Raw genomic sequence first — 15,744 nt, 5'->3', positions numbered from 1 at the left:
CTGTTGTCACGCTGTTGTTGTGTTCTGGATTTCATGAAAAGCCCCGATCTGTTGCGCCAGTAGCGAGGCCGCTTCAAGTACGGCTTCGCGCTCCTGGTCGGCGAGTGTCGAGGCATCGACGCTAAGGGAGCGCTTGCTGCCCTTGGCCGCGGTGTTCCAGGTGGCGACCGCGCGGCCGCCGATGAGCACCACCGGCCGGCCGTTCCCGGCCGAGTCGTAACCGCCGACCCGTTCCAGCCCCAGGCAGGCGCGCTGCCTCGAACCCGGGGCATAACCCATTACCAGGGGGTCCCAGGCCGGCAGGAAGCGAATCTGCGCACTTGCCGGGGGGGGGGTGCTTTGGATGAATTGTTCAAGACGTGCCAGTCCCGCCTGGCTGTGCCACATCTGGTCGGCGATCTGGCAGGCTGCGCAGGCTTGAAGCAGCGTGCGTGCGGTTTCCTTCGAAACCCCGAGCCACCAGGCCAGGTCATCGACGGTGACCGGTCCGTAGTGCTCGAGGTAGCGCGCGGCCAGATCGCGCTGCAGCTGGTCGCGGTCCAGGGGGACGCCATCACCGGGCAACAAGCCTTCCGGAGCGGCGGAGTAAAGCCAGCGGCTGGACCATTGGTTCGTCGCCGGGACACGCACCAGCGCGCCGTCATAGGCGGCGACCGATGTCACCGCACGGGCCTGGGGCCCCGGCAGGTCCAGTTGTTTGCCGATGTCCGACAGGTTCAGGGTGGCGCCGGTGCCCAGCGCGACCAGTGCCGGTAGCAGTCGCCGGTAATCGTCCAGGCCGAGCCCGACGTCCCGCAGGCGCCATTCGTGGTTGGCCAGGGGCAAGCGGGTGGCGGCGAAGACCTTGGCCGCCAGTTCGCCGGGAAGCAGGAACTTGGAGCGTCGCATGCCGGGGATTCGTAGCAGGTCGCTGGCGTTTTCCATGGCCAGTACCGCCTTGCGATCGAGGTTGCGATTGCGCGCCATGACTGCCAGCCAACTGGTCGGTCGGGCCGAATAGACTCCGACATAGGCCTGGGCAATCTGTGCCACCGTTGCATCCGCCAGGCGCTCGAAGTGTTCCGCTACGATCCAGTCCCGCAGGAGGGCGTCGGTAAGGCCAACGCAGGTCGTTCTAATGCTCATAAGATTCTCGATAGCTATTGTGCCGTTGCGCTACGCAGCTCAGTCGCCAACCACATCGAAGTTGCAGTGCTGTGCGGCCTTGGCCTGGTACATGTCGGACTTGGCCGGAACGAAGAACTTGCCGTCCGTGCCCTCGCGATGGCGCTCCCCGGGCACCGAGACCTGCAGTACCGGCTGGCCTGTGAGCCGTTCGTGCTCGCGCAGCAGGCGGGTCATGGAGACCATGCGATCGAGCATCCGGCGCAGCATTTCCATGCCTTCCTTGTCGCCCAGGACTTCGCCTTTCTTGTCGCCCACCAGCATCGCCGGGAAGCCGTAGCCGACCATGATCATGCGGTTGAGCAGGGCGCACTGGAGCATCTGGTTGTAGACCTCCACGTGCCCCATGCGCCGGCCAGTCACCATGACCCCGGCGACCTTGTTGGTGAGGGTGCGATCGTGGCGCAGGAATCCGGTTCCGACCCGTTCCAGGAACGCCGACATCAATGGGGTTGCGCCAAAGCCATGGACCGCGCAGGCAAAGATCACGCCATCGCTCTCTTCCATGAGTCGCACGGCACGGGCGGCGTCATCCTTCTGCGCGCAAGGCTCGTTGCGAAAGTTGCAGTCGCCGCAGGCCCCACAGGGGTCGATCTTGGCGCTGGCCAGTGAAAAGACCTCAAGGATCACATCCTGCTTCTCCAGGTACTCGGCTGCCCACTCCAGTGCCCTGGCATTGTTGCCATCCACCCGCTCCGAGCCATTGATGGCGACATACTTGATTTTGTCCGTCATGGTTTCTCTCTCCTTAGAGTTCGCATTTTCCGAGCACGGCGATCCTCGGACCGCCGTGCCATGTTTGCCGGGGTGCTGGCCGCGGCTTCAGTTGGCCAGGTAGTCAGCGATCGGATACTTCACGCACAGGGCCTCGGCTTCTGCACAGAACTGCTTGCGCAGCGCCGGGTCCAGGGTGAATTCGTTATCGCCCTGTGGGGTCACCTGGTCGAGGATCCGGCAGAGCAGGTCAACGATCTGCCGGCAGCCCTGCGCGTCGATATGACGTTGGGCCAGGGCCCCGGTGCCGATGCGCAGGCCGCTGGTGACGAAGGAAGAACGTGTCTCCCCGGGGATACGGTTCTTGTTGACGACGATGCCGCAGTGCTCCAGCGCGGCCTCCGCAATCGCGCCGGTCATGTTGGCGCGCAGGCGAATCAGGATGGTGTGGTTTTCGCTGCGTCCGCCCACCACTTCATAATCCCGGGCCTGGAACTCGCTGGCCATCACGTCGGCCGCGTCGCGGATGCGTTGCATCTCGGCATCGAACTCGGGGGTCATGGCGTAACCCAGCGCTGCGGCCTTGGCGGCCATCATGTTGACCGCCGGTGCGCCTTGCATCCTGGGGAACACTGCCAGCTCAAGCACTCGGGCGAAGGTCACGTCGCGGCCCGGGACCTTTTCATTGGCGTCGCGGCCCGAGAGGATCAGGCCGCCACGGGGACCGGCGAGTTGCTTGTGGGTGCAGGTGGTGGTGACGTGCGCGGCGTCGATCGGGCTTGGGTGGCGTCCGGTCGCCACCAGGCCGGCGATGTGCGAGATGTCGGCCATCAGGATGGCACCGGCTTCATCGGCGATCCGCCGGAAACGATCGAAATCCACAACCCTGGAGTAGGCCGTGGCGCCGCAGATGATCAGGCGTGGCCGATGCTCCAGGGCCAGCCTGCGGACTTCGTCGTAGTCGATCAGGCCTTCCTTGGTGGTGCCGTAGCCGATGGCGTTGTAATAGGTGCCCGAGAAGGTCACGGGGCTGCCATGGGTCAGGTGGCCGCCGTTGTCCAGGGCCATGCCCAGCAGCGTGTCGCCTGGCTCCAGGAGGGCGGCGAGGACTGAATAGTTGGCGCTGGAGGCCGAGTGCGACTGGACGCCGGCATATTGCGCACCGAACAGCTGCCGGGCACGTTGGATCGCCAGGGACTCGACCAGGTCCACGTTCTCGCAGCCTGCGTGATAGCGGCGTCCGGGCACGCCTTCGGCGGTGACGTTGACCAGCACGGAGGACGAAGCTGCCAAGGTGCGCGGCTTGACTGCGCAGCAAGAGGCGACCAGCGACAGGGTGCGCTGCTGGCGAGCGACCTCGGCATCGAGGATCTGCGCCAGTTCGGCGTCATGTTCCTGCAGGTCGGCCAAGCCACGCTTGAGCAGATCGGCTTGGGTGAGAAGTGGTTGATGATTGACTGTCATTGCTTGCTATCCCTTCCATTGGTGTTGTGTGCTGCGAACGCCAGCACGGTTTCCTCGACTTCGTGCGCGTGGGTGCGTACGAAGTAATGCCCGCCACCGGCCAGGGTGGCGGCTTGGGTGACGTCGATGAATTGGCTCCAGTGCTCCAGCACGGTTTCGGGTTCGGCGGTGGCCGGGTCTTGATCCCCCAGCAGCACCAGTGCCGGTACGTCGCGTGCCGGGTACTGCGCCAGGTAGCGATAGGCTTCGCAGGCGACCAGGTGGTCCCTGCGTCCGCGTGCCAGCATGCTCTCGACCTGGGTGTCCAGCAGCCCGGTAAAGGCGCCCAGCGAACGCAGGTAATCGGTCCAGGTCTGGTCGGACGTGACTTCGGCGGCGCGTATCGCCGCGTCTGCATCCAGCACCGGGCGCGAGGCGGCCACGACCAGTGACAATCCCTTGTGGCTGTCAGCCATGCTGGAGGCCAGGCACGCAGCAGTGGCTGCCCCGGCGCAATGGCCATAGATCACCAGTCGCTTGGCACCGATGCCTTCGATCTGAGTGGCCAGGGTATCGAGCAGGGCATGGAAGTCCGAGGCATCCTCGACTTCGAAGTCACCGAAATCCACACCGAAGACCTGTACCTCCTGCTGGCCCTGGAACAGGTTGCGATAGGCCGTGGCATCGCCGCCGCCGAAAGGCACGGCAACCACGGCGGTCGCTCCGGCTGCGGCCTGGGCATCGCCAAAACACACCAGGCGCGCGGCTTGTCGAGTAGCTTCGCTGAGGATGCGCCGGGCCAGGTCGGTAGCCGTCGGATGCTCGAAAAGCGTCACGATGGGCAGGTTGCAAGACAAGCGCGACATCACCCGGATCGCGTCGAAGGAGTCGCCGCCGAGGTTGAAGAAATTGTCTGCCTGGCCCACATGGGGCAGCTTGAGCACCTCGGCGAAAATGGCAGAGACGCGAGCCACTTCATCGGCGAGGATTTGTTCATCGAACTGGATGTTTTCAGTCATTCCATTCACTCCTATCCATAAGTACATCAGCGAGTTCATTGATCAGGTTGGTGGCGCCAGCGGCGTCGCAGAACGGCCCTTCGATCTCCAGGAACCACTGCGCAGGCCCCGTGCGCCGTATTTCGATGCCCACCGGGAACGTGGCACTCATCACCTGGGAGGCCGGGATGCCGCGCTTGGCCGCGCCATTGATGAACAGCTCGCTGGTGCGGCAGCAATCCAGTGCCTGGCGTGCGGCTGGGCAGCGGCGAGCACGGGCCTCAAGGCTGGTTTGCCCGGGGAACAACGGTGCTTGAAGAGGCTCGAGCGAGAGCGGGACCAGGCCGGTCATCATGCCGATGGCGTCTTGTTGCTGGGCTGGGCGCCAGTCACGGGAGGAACACAGGGTGTTGCCCTCGGCGATGACTCCAGCCCGTTGCAGACAGGCCAGCAGGGTCGCCATGGGGTGCTTGTCGGCATGGCTGGCGGCAACGTCCAGGGTGCGTTGCAGGCTCATGCGCGGCCTTTGGGCGTCGAAGGCCAGGCGTCCGGTTTGCAGCAGGCGCACAGGTGTCATCGGTGGCGCCATCGGGATGGAACCTCCAGGGGCAGTCTGTTCGGGCCGGGCCTGGGCCTGGACATAGGCCTCGTAGAATCCATGCCCCTGGCGCATCTGTGCCAGGGCCGAATTGTTGTCCTCGGCTTGCAGCAGGCGCGCCAGGATCTGCAGGCTGTGTTCGTCGGCCAGGCCATGATGGATCGACAGGAAACACTGTGTTCCGCTGTCAGTGGCGAGGTGGCCGGCGGCAAACAGCGCAGTGCCGGATCTGACAGCTATCTGGACTTTACGCAGGGCCTCATCAGCGCTGTTCCCGCAAACCTCGAGCACCTTGAGGTAACGGCCCAGTTCTTCGCCCCAGCCGGCGTTCAGTAGTTGGCGCAAGGGTTCCAGGTCCGGTAGTACGGCGTCCTTGAGCGGGATGACCGTGGAAACTTCCTGGGCAAGTCCGGTGTAGAGGCCCTGGGCAACCATGGCCTTGGCCTCGACGCTGAACCTGGCATCGGCCAGGGCTTGCACCATGCCTGATGGTTCAAGCGGCTCATTGAACGAGCCTGTAGCTGTTACTTTTGACATGTTCGATTCTCGGCGCGCAGGGGTTATCCGGCGGCGGTTTCGATCCAATGGCGAGCGCATTTGCAGATGCCCACGCTCCTCCCGACCAGCAGGAAAGTCATTGGGCACGCACAGTTCATCTACGACAGTCTCAATCGCTCATGTCGTAGGAATGCGTCGGTTTTTAAGGGGTCTCGAGCGGGCCGATCAGTTTCTGAGGCGCGCGCAAAGGAGGGAGCCTGACGGAATGTCGGGCAGGGTTCCGAGGGGGAGGGGGGCGTTTACTGCGGTTAGCCGCTCATGGGCGCAGGTGCTGAGGACAAAGGTTGCAAGGGGGGCTGGCAGGTTCCGGACAACAATATCGGCAAACAAATACATTAAGCCATTCCTTAGCTCGGGTAGGAAAAATGTCGCCGTTGAGGCGATCTAAATAAAGCATCCTTTGACACGGCTCCAAGCTCATCCTGATGGAGCCTAGGGTAAACCCCTACATGTCACGAGGGAAAACCTTAGTAGGTAATGTCGTAAGCGCAAGTAAGTTTTTTCCTGTTTGTAAAAAAAAATTATCAGGACGCTCTAGCTCGCGGTTTTGCCACCGAAAAAATCTGCAGCGAGCATCAAGGGCAGTAGCGGGGGAATGAATCAATGCTTCTAGTGTTACAGCCAGATAACAGGCCGTAGCACCAGAAGCGGGGGAATCCGAGGCGGGCGCTGAAGCTCTTCAGCAGTGAATGTGTTCCGCGGCGTGCATGGCCAGGTAGGCATCGAGTTTCTGGTCGTTCAGGCCCAAGGTGTTAAGAATTTGCGCCATGAAGCTGACAGGCGCGCTGCCAGGGGCAGTGACCACCCCATGGTCGGCAACGGCATAGGGTACGTCCTCGTAATAGTCCGCCCCGCGGTAATGCACCTGCTTCAGGTTCTCGGCAGAGTTGGAGGTATGTTGCAGGTGATCCAGCACTCCCGCCTGGGCCAGGACCCGGGTGCCATCGCAGATGCCCGCCACCACGATCTTCTTGGCATGGGCCGCGCGTACCAGTGCCTCGATCTCAGGTGCCTGGTCGGTTTTCCAAATAGGGCCTCCGGTCACGATCAGCAGGTCCACCTCTTCCAGGTCGATCGCTTCGATGGCCAGGTTCGGGACGATGATCATTCCGCCGGATGAGGTCAGTTGCTTACCGCCGGGGGCCGCGAAGCGAGTGTCGAAACCATAGTAGGCCCGACCGGTGGAGTTGATGAGCGCGGGTTCCCAGTCGGAGAAATTCTCGGTGAGAATAGTGACGGCACGTACCATTTGAGTGTCCTTCTCAAGTATCCATGATGATCAGCAATGGCCCAGGGGATCGCCCTACAGCGCATTGCCATCGAGTGTAGACGCCGGTGAATGGCAGGTCCGAGTATCGGCAGGATACAGCCGATTCGACAATGACAGTGGTCAAATGGCTGTCAGGTTCACGATTGAAATCAACGGGATGACGCTTTGAGCAGGCATCATGGCTGATGCACCGTCCCGGGACGGACGCTGCTGCATCAGGGGCAGGCTGGCGTCTGGTTGCGCAAGGGGCGGCAGGCTTCTTCCAGGGTGGCGCGCAACGCCTGGCACAGGCGCTGGGGTTCGCCGTCCTGGCGGAAGCTGGCGACCTGGCGTTGCAGTTCGGCAAAGCACGGCCCCTCGGCGCTCCTTGCCAGGCTCACGTGTGGGTCGGGCTGGATGTAGCGCGAGTCGTCCGGGGCCAGGTACAAGCCGTTGAGGTTCTGGTAGTCGGCGTCGATCCAGGCATACAAGTGATGCGCGAAATGTTCGGCAAACCGATAGCGACCGAAGTCCATCACCTGCAATTGCAATGGCGCGGTGCTGGACGGCCCGGCCAGTTGCACGTTGACGCCATCGATCAGCAGGGGCCTGTCCCCATTATCCGCCAGCAGGCGTTGTAGCGTTTGGGCCACCTGGTCACTGACCGGCAGCGCTTGGTCATCGCGTCGTACCTGCAACTCGCCGTTCTCCCGGCAAACCAGGAAACGCACGGCGCCACAGCTGCTGGCGGTCAAGCCATAACGCCGCAGCAGTAGTTCGGCCTGCATCAGCGCCCCGGCCAGTTCGGCGCCTTGCCAGTAGCGTTGCCATTGGCACCGCGGGCGGGTGCAGGGGCGGCGCAGTAGCAGCACCGCTGGCTCCGGCGCACGCCCGTCATGCCACAAGGCGTCGAAGCCCAGGTCGATCAGGGCATAGGCCGGCAGCGGTGTGATTGCGCCACCGGCATGCTTCATGGCGGCGAACACCAGGTGTTCCATCAGCACCTCGTGCACCGCTTCGGCCAGCGTCAACAAACCGTTGGAGTTAGGCAGCACGGGGGCTTCGTCCGGCGGTACGCCGATGCCCTTGATGTCGAACAGCACCTGTTCGCTGCCCGGCACGCACAGCACCGCGGCCCGGCCATAGCGAGGCGGGCGCCAGGCCGTGACTTGTCGATTATCGCGGGCGATTGGCGTGTTGATGCCCTGCGCCGACGCCTGGCTAGTGGAGACATAGGCGGCATTGTGTAGCAGCCAGCGGTCGATGGCGGCGTGCTGGGAAAGGCCCGGAGCGGGCTCCCAGAGGGCGTCGAAATCGGCGCGAATGGCCGGGTAGTTGGCGAACACTACGCGCGCATTGGCCACCCCGAGCACCTGTTCTGCCTCCAGCGCCTGGCCACTGCCGGCGTAGTCGGCCAGCTGGCGCACCCGGGGGCCGCCAGCGAAGGGCTGGTCCAGGTCGTGGGATGGTTCAAATGCGACGGGACTGTTCATCGAGAGTCTCCGGCCCAGGCATCAAGGTGCCCGGGGTGATCGAGGGCGGCAAGGGGGTCCAGCAGGACCCAGTTGCGGTGAAGCTCCAGGCTGGTTTGCGGTCCCTGGGCCACCTCGCCCCGGTTGCGCAGCATGGGCAGCTCGCTCAGCGCGGCCGAGGCCGGGGCACAGACACCCAGGGCGTCAGCATGGGGGCTGTAGCGCAGGCGTTCGAACAGCGGCAGCTCACGGGTGCGGATCGGGATGAACTGCCCGTTGAGCGTCGGTGATCCTTCCTCGGCCCAGGGTTCCAGGCCGTAATCGCGCAAGCGCGCCAGCAGCCCGGGCATTTGCTGCCGCAGTCGCTGGCTGCGGGCTTGGGCCCGTGCGATGGCGGGCATCAACGCCGGCAAGGCATGAATCGACAAGGCTGGGCTCGACGCTGGAAAAGCGCGGGCTCGCTGGCCCGGCGACCAGACGTCGATATCGCCATCCACCGGTGTGTCACCGAACAGCGCGCCACCGCCGCCAATGTCCAGCGCCTTGCCATGGCCAAGGGAGGTGATCACCCGCGAGGCGCCGGGGCGGTCGAGGTCCCAGGCCCCGGCACTGTCTTCGATGATTGGTAGCTGCTCGCCCAGCAATCGGCGCAAGGCCGGGATGTCACAGGGCAAGCCGTATTGGTGGACCGCAATGACCGCGTCCAGGCCATTGACGTGGGGGGCCAGGGCCTCGCGGCTGAGCAACAGTTCGGCGGCGTTCTCGATAATTACTGGCACTGCGCCGACATTGAGAACGGCGGCGACCACTTGATGGCAGGTGGCCGCGGGAACCGCGACCCGCCAGGTGGTGGTGGCACCCAATTGGCGCAGTGCCAGTTCCAGCGCCGCGGTGCCGGACCCGAGCAAGGCGCCATGGCGTCGCCTATAAAACTGCGCGAGCCAGGACGAGCACGGCAGCCGATCGGCCTCCCGTGCCCGCCACAGGCCATCGGCAGGACCCTGGGCTACTTGCACTTGTCCATGGCACAAGCGGTCAGGGCTTCGACCTTGCATTTGTCCATGGCGCAGGCGGTCATCGCCTCGACCTTGCATTTGTCCATGGCGCACGCGGTGAGGGCTTCGACTTTGCATTTGTCCATGGCGCAAGCCGTCAGGGCCTCGGCCCGGGGGCCGCCGATGCGCCAGCTGGTGAATTTGCTTTCCGGCAGCGAGCCGCGCTTGACCACGTCCAAATGCAGGGTGCGGGCATCATGGTCGTTGCTCTCGAGGAGAATCTCGTCCTCGGCGACCGCAAAGTGATCGTGCAGCAGGCAGAGTCCAAAGCGATCCAGGTTGCCGTGGCGCTCCAGTAGCTCGTGCAGGTCATTGATGAATTGCGCATCAGACGCCCCCAGTGGCATGGCTTCGTCAAAGGAGGGATTGGTGTGTCCGTTCATAAGGTGTACTCCAATATGTTTGATTTGAACTGGTCATCTTCATCAACAGTGCGCGCTAGGTGTGTGCCTCATGCACCTCCTTGTTCCGGTGGAACCTTGCTGGCCGATACCCCAAGGGGCTCAATGCTGAGCAGCGCTGGCCGGTTGTCCGATGCCATCGTGCCCACTGCCAGTTGCGATCATTGGCACTGAAGGCACGCAGGGTCAGGTCGACCCGGGCGTTGCCCTGTACCGAGGCGCTAGTAAAGGCCGGGGGACTGTTCAAAGTGGCCACCGGCAACAGCAGGGCCGCCGCCAGCCTGTCCTTTGCGTATGGGGCATGATTCAGTGGGCTAAACCGAGTGAGAGTCTAGGTCCGCTTCTTCGTCTGTCGAGTTGGGGGAGGAGGCGCCAAGCAGGTGTTTTCTCCACTCTGGTGATGCTCCTATGGCCGTCTGCCCAGGGCTACAGATCACGTTATTTCAAGGCCTTAGGTCTGATCGCGCGACCAATGCCGAATGCGGCTAATAGCGTTTTGTAATCACCCTTGCGACAAAATGGTTGGTCACACCCGGATGTCACTGGGATCGGACGTGCCTTTCAAGGCATGCAGGTGTGCAGGCAGTGCAGTGACAGGCGCAGAATCTCAAAGGGTAGGGGGTTAGGAAGCTGCAGATTTGAGGGTTTTGATATAACTCAACTAAATGAATATTTAGTTGAGTTGTTTTTAATATTCAAATTATAGGGCAGGGTAGTTAACTTGATGATTCTTACAATGAACTGCAGTGCTTATAGTTGGCTCGGAAGTTGGCATTGAAATTCCATATGCGCAGCCTGCAAGCATCTGCTGTCAACCAGCAAGGTGCGAGCTGAAATAAATTTGATAAAGGGCAGATCGAAGCTATCCTCACCAAGGATCATGTTCTTGATCATTTATGAATACGTGCAGGATATATAGGCAGGAGCCAAGGGATATGACAGGGGAAGATCTAATTAAAGCTATAGTCAATAACGATGTTCTCAAATGGTTGAATGATTGTTTTTCTGTGCCGGTTCAAATGGGCTGCGCGGTTTACGGGAAACCGCAAAATGACAATGGCGGGAAAGTGATTGAAAAAAACAATTCCATGGATAAGGCAATCAAAGAGGCGATTGTATTTCTTGGTGCGAACTCGGAGACAGCTGTTTGGCACTTTGCTGTCATGAAACCAAAGGTTCACCACTTTGTTGTTATTCCTTGGTACAAGCAGTCAGCTCCTAATCAGGGGATCGTCTATACGGTATTCATGGCCTACGAGAATGAGTACATGATGGTTAATTATGTCAAGCATAACAGCCCAGCCCCTGGTAGTAACAAAGGCTACAAGGAAGTTTGGACAGCAAACGACCTGAAAACCATGCTCTCTGATTTACTTGTTAAGGGTAACGCCTGGGAAGAATATTTCGGCAATGTCGGAGCCTCCCAGGCACAAGAAATTAAATACTACAAATATAAAGAAATAACGTTGAACTCCGCAGTTGCCAGCGTGCAGAAATTTAGAGAGCGTTGTAGCTGATAAGCTACCAGGCCGCCTCATGCTCGGCCTCGGTTACCCAAAGCCCACCTTCAGTAGTGCGATGTGCCGGTGGGTTTTGGCCAGCAGTTTCTTGAGCCAGTTGTTCTCCAGCTCGATCTTTGGCAACGGTTGCGAATGTCGAGAGATGCCGCGACGTGTTCAGCAACGGTCGGTGTCGGTACGGGCCAAGCAGTTGAAAAATTTCCGTCCAGTGCTGGTGGAGCTCCGGATTGGCGGTCACCAGAAACAAGGGGCTCGGGTTTCGTTTGTCCTGGTCACATCGTCTAGGTCCAGGCGTGAGCTGCAGCAGAGTGATCGAGGTGTGGCTTCAAAATCTGCCGCCATTGGCCCTCAAGCCGATATATGAATATTCGCATAATGTATATTATGTTAAATTAAATATCATGTCGGTGATGCCATCTGTCTTCGGGCAGTGGCTGTGGCTCCTGCCAAAAAAAGAATCGGTTGACTGACAAAAAACAATCCATAGTTATCAACTGGTTAGCTATCTACAGCTGCGAAGCTAGGCGTTCATTAACGTCATATGCAAGCTAAAAAAGGATACTGCGCAACGGTAAAATGAGAAGTCAAAAAAAGATACTCAAATGCTTTTGCTACACTCATCCAATCACGGACCAAATGTACGTTGGGTGGCCTATGTCACAAGAATACATCCTTCAGCCCCTGTTCGCTGGGCCAGAATGTATGGTCTGGTCTGACGACGAATATTTTCGAACGTACCCCAGCGTACGATCCTATATTAGCGTTTTTAAAGGATTTGACGCTTTCAAGGACTTCAGCAACGCTAGGCTATTTCTATCCCAGCACAATCGATCGCAGGGAACCTTCGGCAATTACCGTGGCTTTATTGAGCGCTTACTTTTATGGAGTTGGATTTATGCTGGCAAGGCTTCATCAGTACTTACTTCTCAAGATTTTAGAAAATTTCTTACCTTCTGCGAAAAGCCGCCTCCTGCTTGGCTAGGCAATGCCCCCAAAGCACGATTTATTGACGATGAGGGAGAATGGATTGTTAATGAAAGTTGGCGACCAATGGACTCGCGGGGGCTAAACAAAATCAATGCCCCTCACAATGGATCGCTGAGGCAGATTCAAAGCATTTGCAGCTCTTTTTTTAGCTTTCTACATCTTGAGGGGTTATCGACGGCGAACCCTATTAAGGGGTTTAAACCGCAGCACGGGCGCCCCTTTTCGAGAGGCCAGCCACCTAGAAGCCTAGTTGATCGCGATCTCCTGAAAGTGGTTCTTTCCGAGTTAAAGCGACAGGCTTCTCTATCGTCTGATGGCGAGCGCGCCCTTTTTGCCATAGCAGCGGCTTTGCATCTCTATCTGCGACCGTCAGACCTGGCAATTAATAACAATAGATACCCACTAATGAATGTTTTCAGTTTTGCTGACGGGAAGTGGTGGTTTGTGCATTTTAATCGAGCCCCTCCTCAAAAAGTTCCAGTTCCGTCTAGTTTTCTCCCATACCTAAAACGCTATCGCGTCAGCAGGGGACTTCCTCCTTTGCCCGAGGCAGATGAAAGGTTGCCGCTCTTAGAGGCTTTACATGGCCGCTCCGGCATCTGTATTCGCCAAATAAATGGAATCGTCAAGGCTGCCCTGATTGAAGTTCATCGAGCCTTATCAATAACAGGCCTCAATGAACCTGATTTGCAGGTAATAAAATCACTTTCACTTCGGTGGTTCAGAGACACCGGTGCAAAGTTGGATACTCTGAAGAGGTCGCCTCTTGATCTTCAACATGGCCTCGGCAGTCTCAGCCCTGCCTACGTTTACGGTAGGTACTATGCAGGATGAACCATGGGTCGGTAACTGGCTAAGCAGTGGTAGATTGATTCATCCGCAAGCTCCGGCGTACTCAATCAGTTCATCCTCGATGAGCGCGGCAGATGGTGTGAGCGCATTTCGGATAGTAATGGTGACAAAAGGCCGTCATTGGTGTTGGAGTCCTGCAAGCGCTCAGCTAGAGATCCCGATCTCCATCCCCAACAACCTGCCCTGAGCCACTACAAGGAAGAGGTTAGGCAGATCTAGTACCTGGAGATCGCGACCTCCGCAAGCTCATGCCTGTTCGAATCGACTTGGCAAGCACCACTACCCTGCTGGTCGGCGCTAACAACAGCGGTAAGTCATCCGCTATGTTAGCGCTACGCAAGTTCCTGCTTTCAAAAGCGACGGTATTCCGTCTCCAGGATCTGACGCTTTCCCACCTTGCAGTTATTGACGCCATTGGCGCCGATTGGGAGGCTTCGGATGAAACCCTTGAGCCACCCACGGCTAATGAGTGGTCCCACTGGTTACCCACCCTCGATCTCTGGGTGGAAGCTTCGCAAGGCGAATTGCACTACATCCGTGACCTTATCCCTAATTTCGCCTGGAAAGGCGGTCATGTGGGAATGCGCTTCCGACTCGAGCCAAAGGACATGGCCAAGCTCTTTACCGACTACCGGAAGGAGCGAACCCGCGTGAAGATGCTGCAGCAGGAGATAGCAAAGCAGACCGAGGAAGGAAAGACTCCGCCTACCCTGCCCCTTTGGCCGCAAAGTCTTCACGATTACCTCAACAGGCGCCTGGGAGCGATGTTCACTGTTTGTTGGTATCGCCTAGACCCATCGAAGCTCGATGCGCCAGATACCAAAACGCGCCATGCCAATCTGCAACCACTGTCCGCGACTGCGGTGCCGCTGGGGGCCAACCCGCTGACTGACCTGATACGCGTGCACGAAATCAACGCCCAGCGGGGCTTTGGAGATAGCGCGGAAGAGTCTGTCACTGAAGGCAGAGGTGGCTCTGGGAAACGACTGACAGAACAATTACGCGCTTACTACAACCGCCACCTTGATCCGGGCGACAGCCCTGATATATCCGACTGGTCACGTGCAGCCGCGCTGAGGAAAGTCTGGCCATCGTGGTCTATACCGCTCAGCCAGAGGTTGCCAAGGCAAGTGTCATCAGTGCTGGCTGGTTGAAAGCTGATGAGATTGTGGTGCTTTGACTAAACTTCGACCAACGACGAAGCAGTCTTCTGGGATAAAGGCACCTTTCAATAAAACCCGAGTAAGCCCTAACGTCACCATACCGCGTCAGGCATGCTCATGGCCTAAGGCATGATCGTACAGGTCTTGAAGCACGACCGCAGTGCACGAGACGATGGGGATCTAGCAGGTTTAAGGATCAACTGGTATGCGCCGAAGCGGGCGTGGATATCGCCACAGCAGTCAGCGATTGACCCCTGAGCGGAGAGCAAAAAAAATGATCTTACCGCACGTCCAGGCGACCACGCGCCCAGAGCATGATGGGAAGCTGTTGCGCACCAGATCCATTGCGAAGTGGGTCTGAGCAGACTGGCCCATGCCCACTTGATAGCGCCCATGCTTTCACGCATCGCACATGACCGCCCTTTTCCAGCGCGGGTTAAAGCAACGATTGCCTGCGTGGCGGTAGAATCCATATCTTACTGGTGAGTTTCACCCGTTTCGGTAGTAAATCCCAATGCTTGTAACTCGCCTTCCAAGCGAGCGAGAAGCGCTTGGCTATCGCGGTGCGGCTCTTTAAAAAGGTAGGCCGCAATCAGCACTGTGGCGGGATGAACCTCCAATACGTCCGCTAACTGCTCGAGCTTTTGAATCGTCGGGCCTTTTTGCCCTCTTTCCAGCGTACTCAAGTAGGTGCGGCTACTGACCGTCGAAAAGTCCTCCTGGGTCAGTTCCCGATGCTTGCGTAGCTGCTTGAGGGCAAGGCCAAAGGCCGTATTCAGTTCCATTTTGCCAAATCCGCAAAAGGAACGATGAAGCCCGCTTGAACACTATAGGGCTACAATCTATAGGATTCATTTCGAGGCTCAATCATGTTTATTACCTATCGTCATCTTGAGATGCACCTGGATCCGCGGTTCGATTACTACCCGGCCCAGTTGTGGGCGGCTGTCGAACAGGACCTTCAATGGCCGTGGTTCTACGTGCAAATTGCTCGGCGGGATAAGCGTGAGGTGACAGCCAGCACGCTGCTGCTCCAGTACGCACATGACTTGGCGTGGATTATCGAAAACCAGTCGAAACACGCATGGGTCGAACAGGTGCAAATCGTAACCCCTGCCCATCTCAACGGACACTCCAAATGGCTGATGGAGCCGTTGCTGGAGGTGTGCGTAGTGCAGGACAAGGCTGGTGTAGCAGGCCTGCTCTTCAAAGTGGAAAACGACGTCCGCTATTCACTGCATCCCACGCGAGACCTAGAGAAACTGCTCGTGATCAACGTATTGTTCTCGGCTGAGTCGGATTTGGGGCGACGCTGAACAGCAGTCGGAGCTGGCCATCTCGACCGGAATTTCATGAGCGCACCCTAGCAGTATCTTTGATCGTTGCTTGCCCAATCCCGGTGTCTGCAGGTAAACGGGGTCACGGTATTAATCTGGGGTCTTCACAAGAGGAGACAGTTGCCCGTCAACAGCTTCCACAGGCCAGTCAGGTGGTTCACATCAAAAATGTCCACGATGGGCAAATCTTGTCGCTTGACTCACTAGGCGAGAGCTTGCGCTTCAAGGAGAAA

The 15,744-nt window shown here is 58.9% G+C and carries 13 protein-coding genes and 1 pseudogene; 4 read left to right on the top strand and 10 right to left on the bottom strand.

Annotated features, from left to right (window positions below; translation table 11 throughout):
- Positions 1-6: 6 nt before the first annotated feature.
- From I9018_RS16230 to I9018_RS16190, 9 genes are all read right to left on the bottom strand, one after another.
- On the bottom strand, positions 7-1,125 hold the full coding sequence (locus I9018_RS16230; protein WP_241106867.1) for a crosslink repair DNA glycosylase YcaQ family protein: 1,119 nt from the start codon (positions 1,123-1,125) through the stop codon (positions 7-9).
- Between the two features lie 39 nt (positions 1,126-1,164).
- Positions 1,165-1,899, bottom strand: coding sequence for a flavodoxin family protein (locus I9018_RS16225; RefSeq protein WP_068580001.1), 735 nt, complete (start codon positions 1,897-1,899; stop codon positions 1,165-1,167).
- Between the two features lie 87 nt (positions 1,900-1,986).
- Complete coding sequence (gene glyA / locus I9018_RS16220) at positions 1,987-3,342, bottom strand: serine hydroxymethyltransferase (RefSeq protein ID WP_068580000.1); 1,356 nt, start codon at positions 3,340-3,342, stop codon at positions 1,987-1,989.
- A complete protein-coding gene (locus I9018_RS16215) occupies positions 3,339-4,340 on the bottom strand; it encodes an alpha/beta fold hydrolase (protein ID WP_068579999.1) in 1,002 nt (333 codons plus the stop codon). The genes glyA and I9018_RS16215 overlap by 4 nt, the downstream gene beginning before the upstream one ends.
- Entirely contained in the window at positions 4,333-5,454 is a 1,122-nt protein-coding gene (locus I9018_RS16210) for a hypothetical protein (protein ID WP_241106866.1), read from the bottom strand. Before I9018_RS16210 ends, I9018_RS16215 begins: the two co-directional genes overlap by 8 nt.
- A gap of 700 nt (positions 5,455-6,154) precedes the next feature.
- A complete protein-coding gene (locus I9018_RS16205; protein ID WP_068579993.1) occupies positions 6,155-6,724 on the bottom strand; it encodes a DJ-1/PfpI family protein in 570 nt (189 codons plus the stop codon).
- A gap of 236 nt (positions 6,725-6,960) precedes the next feature.
- Positions 6,961-8,217, bottom strand: a complete 1,257-nt coding sequence (locus tag I9018_RS16200; protein ID WP_241106865.1) for a hypothetical protein — start codon at positions 8,215-8,217, stop codon at positions 6,961-6,963.
- Positions 8,214-9,212, bottom strand: coding sequence for a DegT/DnrJ/EryC1/StrS family aminotransferase (locus I9018_RS16195; RefSeq protein WP_241106864.1), 999 nt, complete (start codon positions 9,210-9,212; stop codon positions 8,214-8,216). Before I9018_RS16195 ends, I9018_RS16200 begins: the two co-directional genes overlap by 4 nt.
- On the bottom strand, positions 9,203-9,634 hold the full coding sequence (locus I9018_RS16190; protein WP_241106863.1) for a hypothetical protein: 432 nt from the start codon (positions 9,632-9,634) through the stop codon (positions 9,203-9,205). Before I9018_RS16190 ends, I9018_RS16195 begins: the two co-directional genes overlap by 10 nt.
- 953 nt (positions 9,635-10,587) lie before the next feature.
- On the opposite strand from I9018_RS16190, the gene I9018_RS16185 reads away from it, so the two are divergent.
- The 3 genes and pseudogenes from I9018_RS16185 to I9018_RS32785 form a co-directional block, all read left to right on the top strand.
- Positions 10,588-11,169 carry a hypothetical protein gene (locus tag I9018_RS16185; protein ID WP_241106862.1) on the top strand — a complete coding sequence of 194 codons (582 nt, stop codon included), beginning with the start codon at positions 10,588-10,590 and terminating at the stop codon, positions 11,167-11,169.
- Between the two features lie 657 nt (positions 11,170-11,826).
- Positions 11,827-12,993, top strand: coding sequence for an integrase (locus I9018_RS16180; protein ID WP_146043264.1), 1,167 nt, complete (start codon positions 11,827-11,829; stop codon positions 12,991-12,993).
- A gap of 266 nt (positions 12,994-13,259) precedes the next feature.
- Positions 13,260-13,586: pseudogene (locus tag I9018_RS32785) on the top strand (ATP-dependent endonuclease); the annotation flags it as partial.
- Between the two features lie 1,064 nt (positions 13,587-14,650).
- Here I9018_RS32785 and I9018_RS16170 read toward each other — a convergent pair.
- A complete protein-coding gene (locus I9018_RS16170; RefSeq protein ID WP_062574065.1) occupies positions 14,651-14,959 on the bottom strand; it encodes a helix-turn-helix transcriptional regulator in 309 nt (102 codons plus the stop codon).
- 84 nt (positions 14,960-15,043) lie between these two features.
- Between I9018_RS16170 and I9018_RS16165 the strand changes: the two genes are divergently transcribed.
- Positions 15,044-15,490, top strand: a complete 447-nt coding sequence (locus I9018_RS16165; protein WP_062574064.1) for a hypothetical protein — start codon at positions 15,044-15,046, stop codon at positions 15,488-15,490.
- Positions 15,491-15,744 lie beyond the last annotated feature (254 nt).

This window comes from Pseudomonas sp. MPFS, from assembly GCF_022537035.1.
Classification (GTDB): domain Bacteria; phylum Pseudomonadota; class Gammaproteobacteria; order Pseudomonadales; family Pseudomonadaceae; genus Aquipseudomonas; species Aquipseudomonas sessilinigenes.
Note: the sequence above shows the minus strand (reverse complement) of the source record. Positions and strands in the feature narration are given on the sequence as shown.

What these genes read in the sequence shown, in the direction of transcription:
- I9018_RS16230 (WP_241106867.1), bottom strand. Translation starts at nt 1,125, where the DNA reads ATGAGCATTAGAACGACCTGCGTTGGCCTTACCGACGCCCTCCTGCGG.
- I9018_RS16225 (WP_068580001.1), bottom strand. Translation starts at nt 1,899, where the DNA reads ATGACGGACAAAATCAAGTATGTCGCCATCAATGGCTCGGAGCGGGTG.
- glyA (WP_068580000.1), bottom strand. Translation starts at nt 3,342, where the DNA reads ATGACAGTCAATCATCAACCACTTCTCACCCAAGCCGATCTGCTCAAG.
- I9018_RS16215 (WP_068579999.1), bottom strand. Translation starts at nt 4,340, where the DNA reads ATGACTGAAAACATCCAGTTCGATGAACAAATCCTCGCCGATGAAGTG.
- I9018_RS16210 (WP_241106866.1), bottom strand. Translation starts at nt 5,454, where the DNA reads ATGTCAAAAGTAACAGCTACAGGCTCGTTCAATGAGCCGCTTGAACCA.
- I9018_RS16205 (WP_068579993.1), bottom strand. Translation starts at nt 6,724, where the DNA reads ATGGTACGTGCCGTCACTATTCTCACCGAGAATTTCTCCGACTGGGAA.
- I9018_RS16200 (WP_241106865.1), bottom strand. Translation starts at nt 8,217, where the DNA reads ATGAACAGTCCCGTCGCATTTGAACCATCCCACGACCTGGACCAGCCC.
- I9018_RS16190 (WP_241106863.1), bottom strand. Translation starts at nt 9,634, where the DNA reads ATGAACGGACACACCAATCCCTCCTTTGACGAAGCCATGCCACTGGGG.
- I9018_RS16185 (WP_241106862.1), top strand. Translation starts at nt 10,588, where the DNA reads ATGACAGGGGAAGATCTAATTAAAGCTATAGTCAATAACGATGTTCTC.
- I9018_RS16180 (WP_146043264.1), top strand. Translation starts at nt 11,827, where the DNA reads ATGTCACAAGAATACATCCTTCAGCCCCTGTTCGCTGGGCCAGAATGT.
- I9018_RS16170 (WP_062574065.1), bottom strand. Translation starts at nt 14,959, where the DNA reads ATGGAACTGAATACGGCCTTTGGCCTTGCCCTCAAGCAGCTACGCAAG.
- I9018_RS16165 (WP_062574064.1), top strand. Translation starts at nt 15,044, where the DNA reads ATGTTTATTACCTATCGTCATCTTGAGATGCACCTGGATCCGCGGTTC.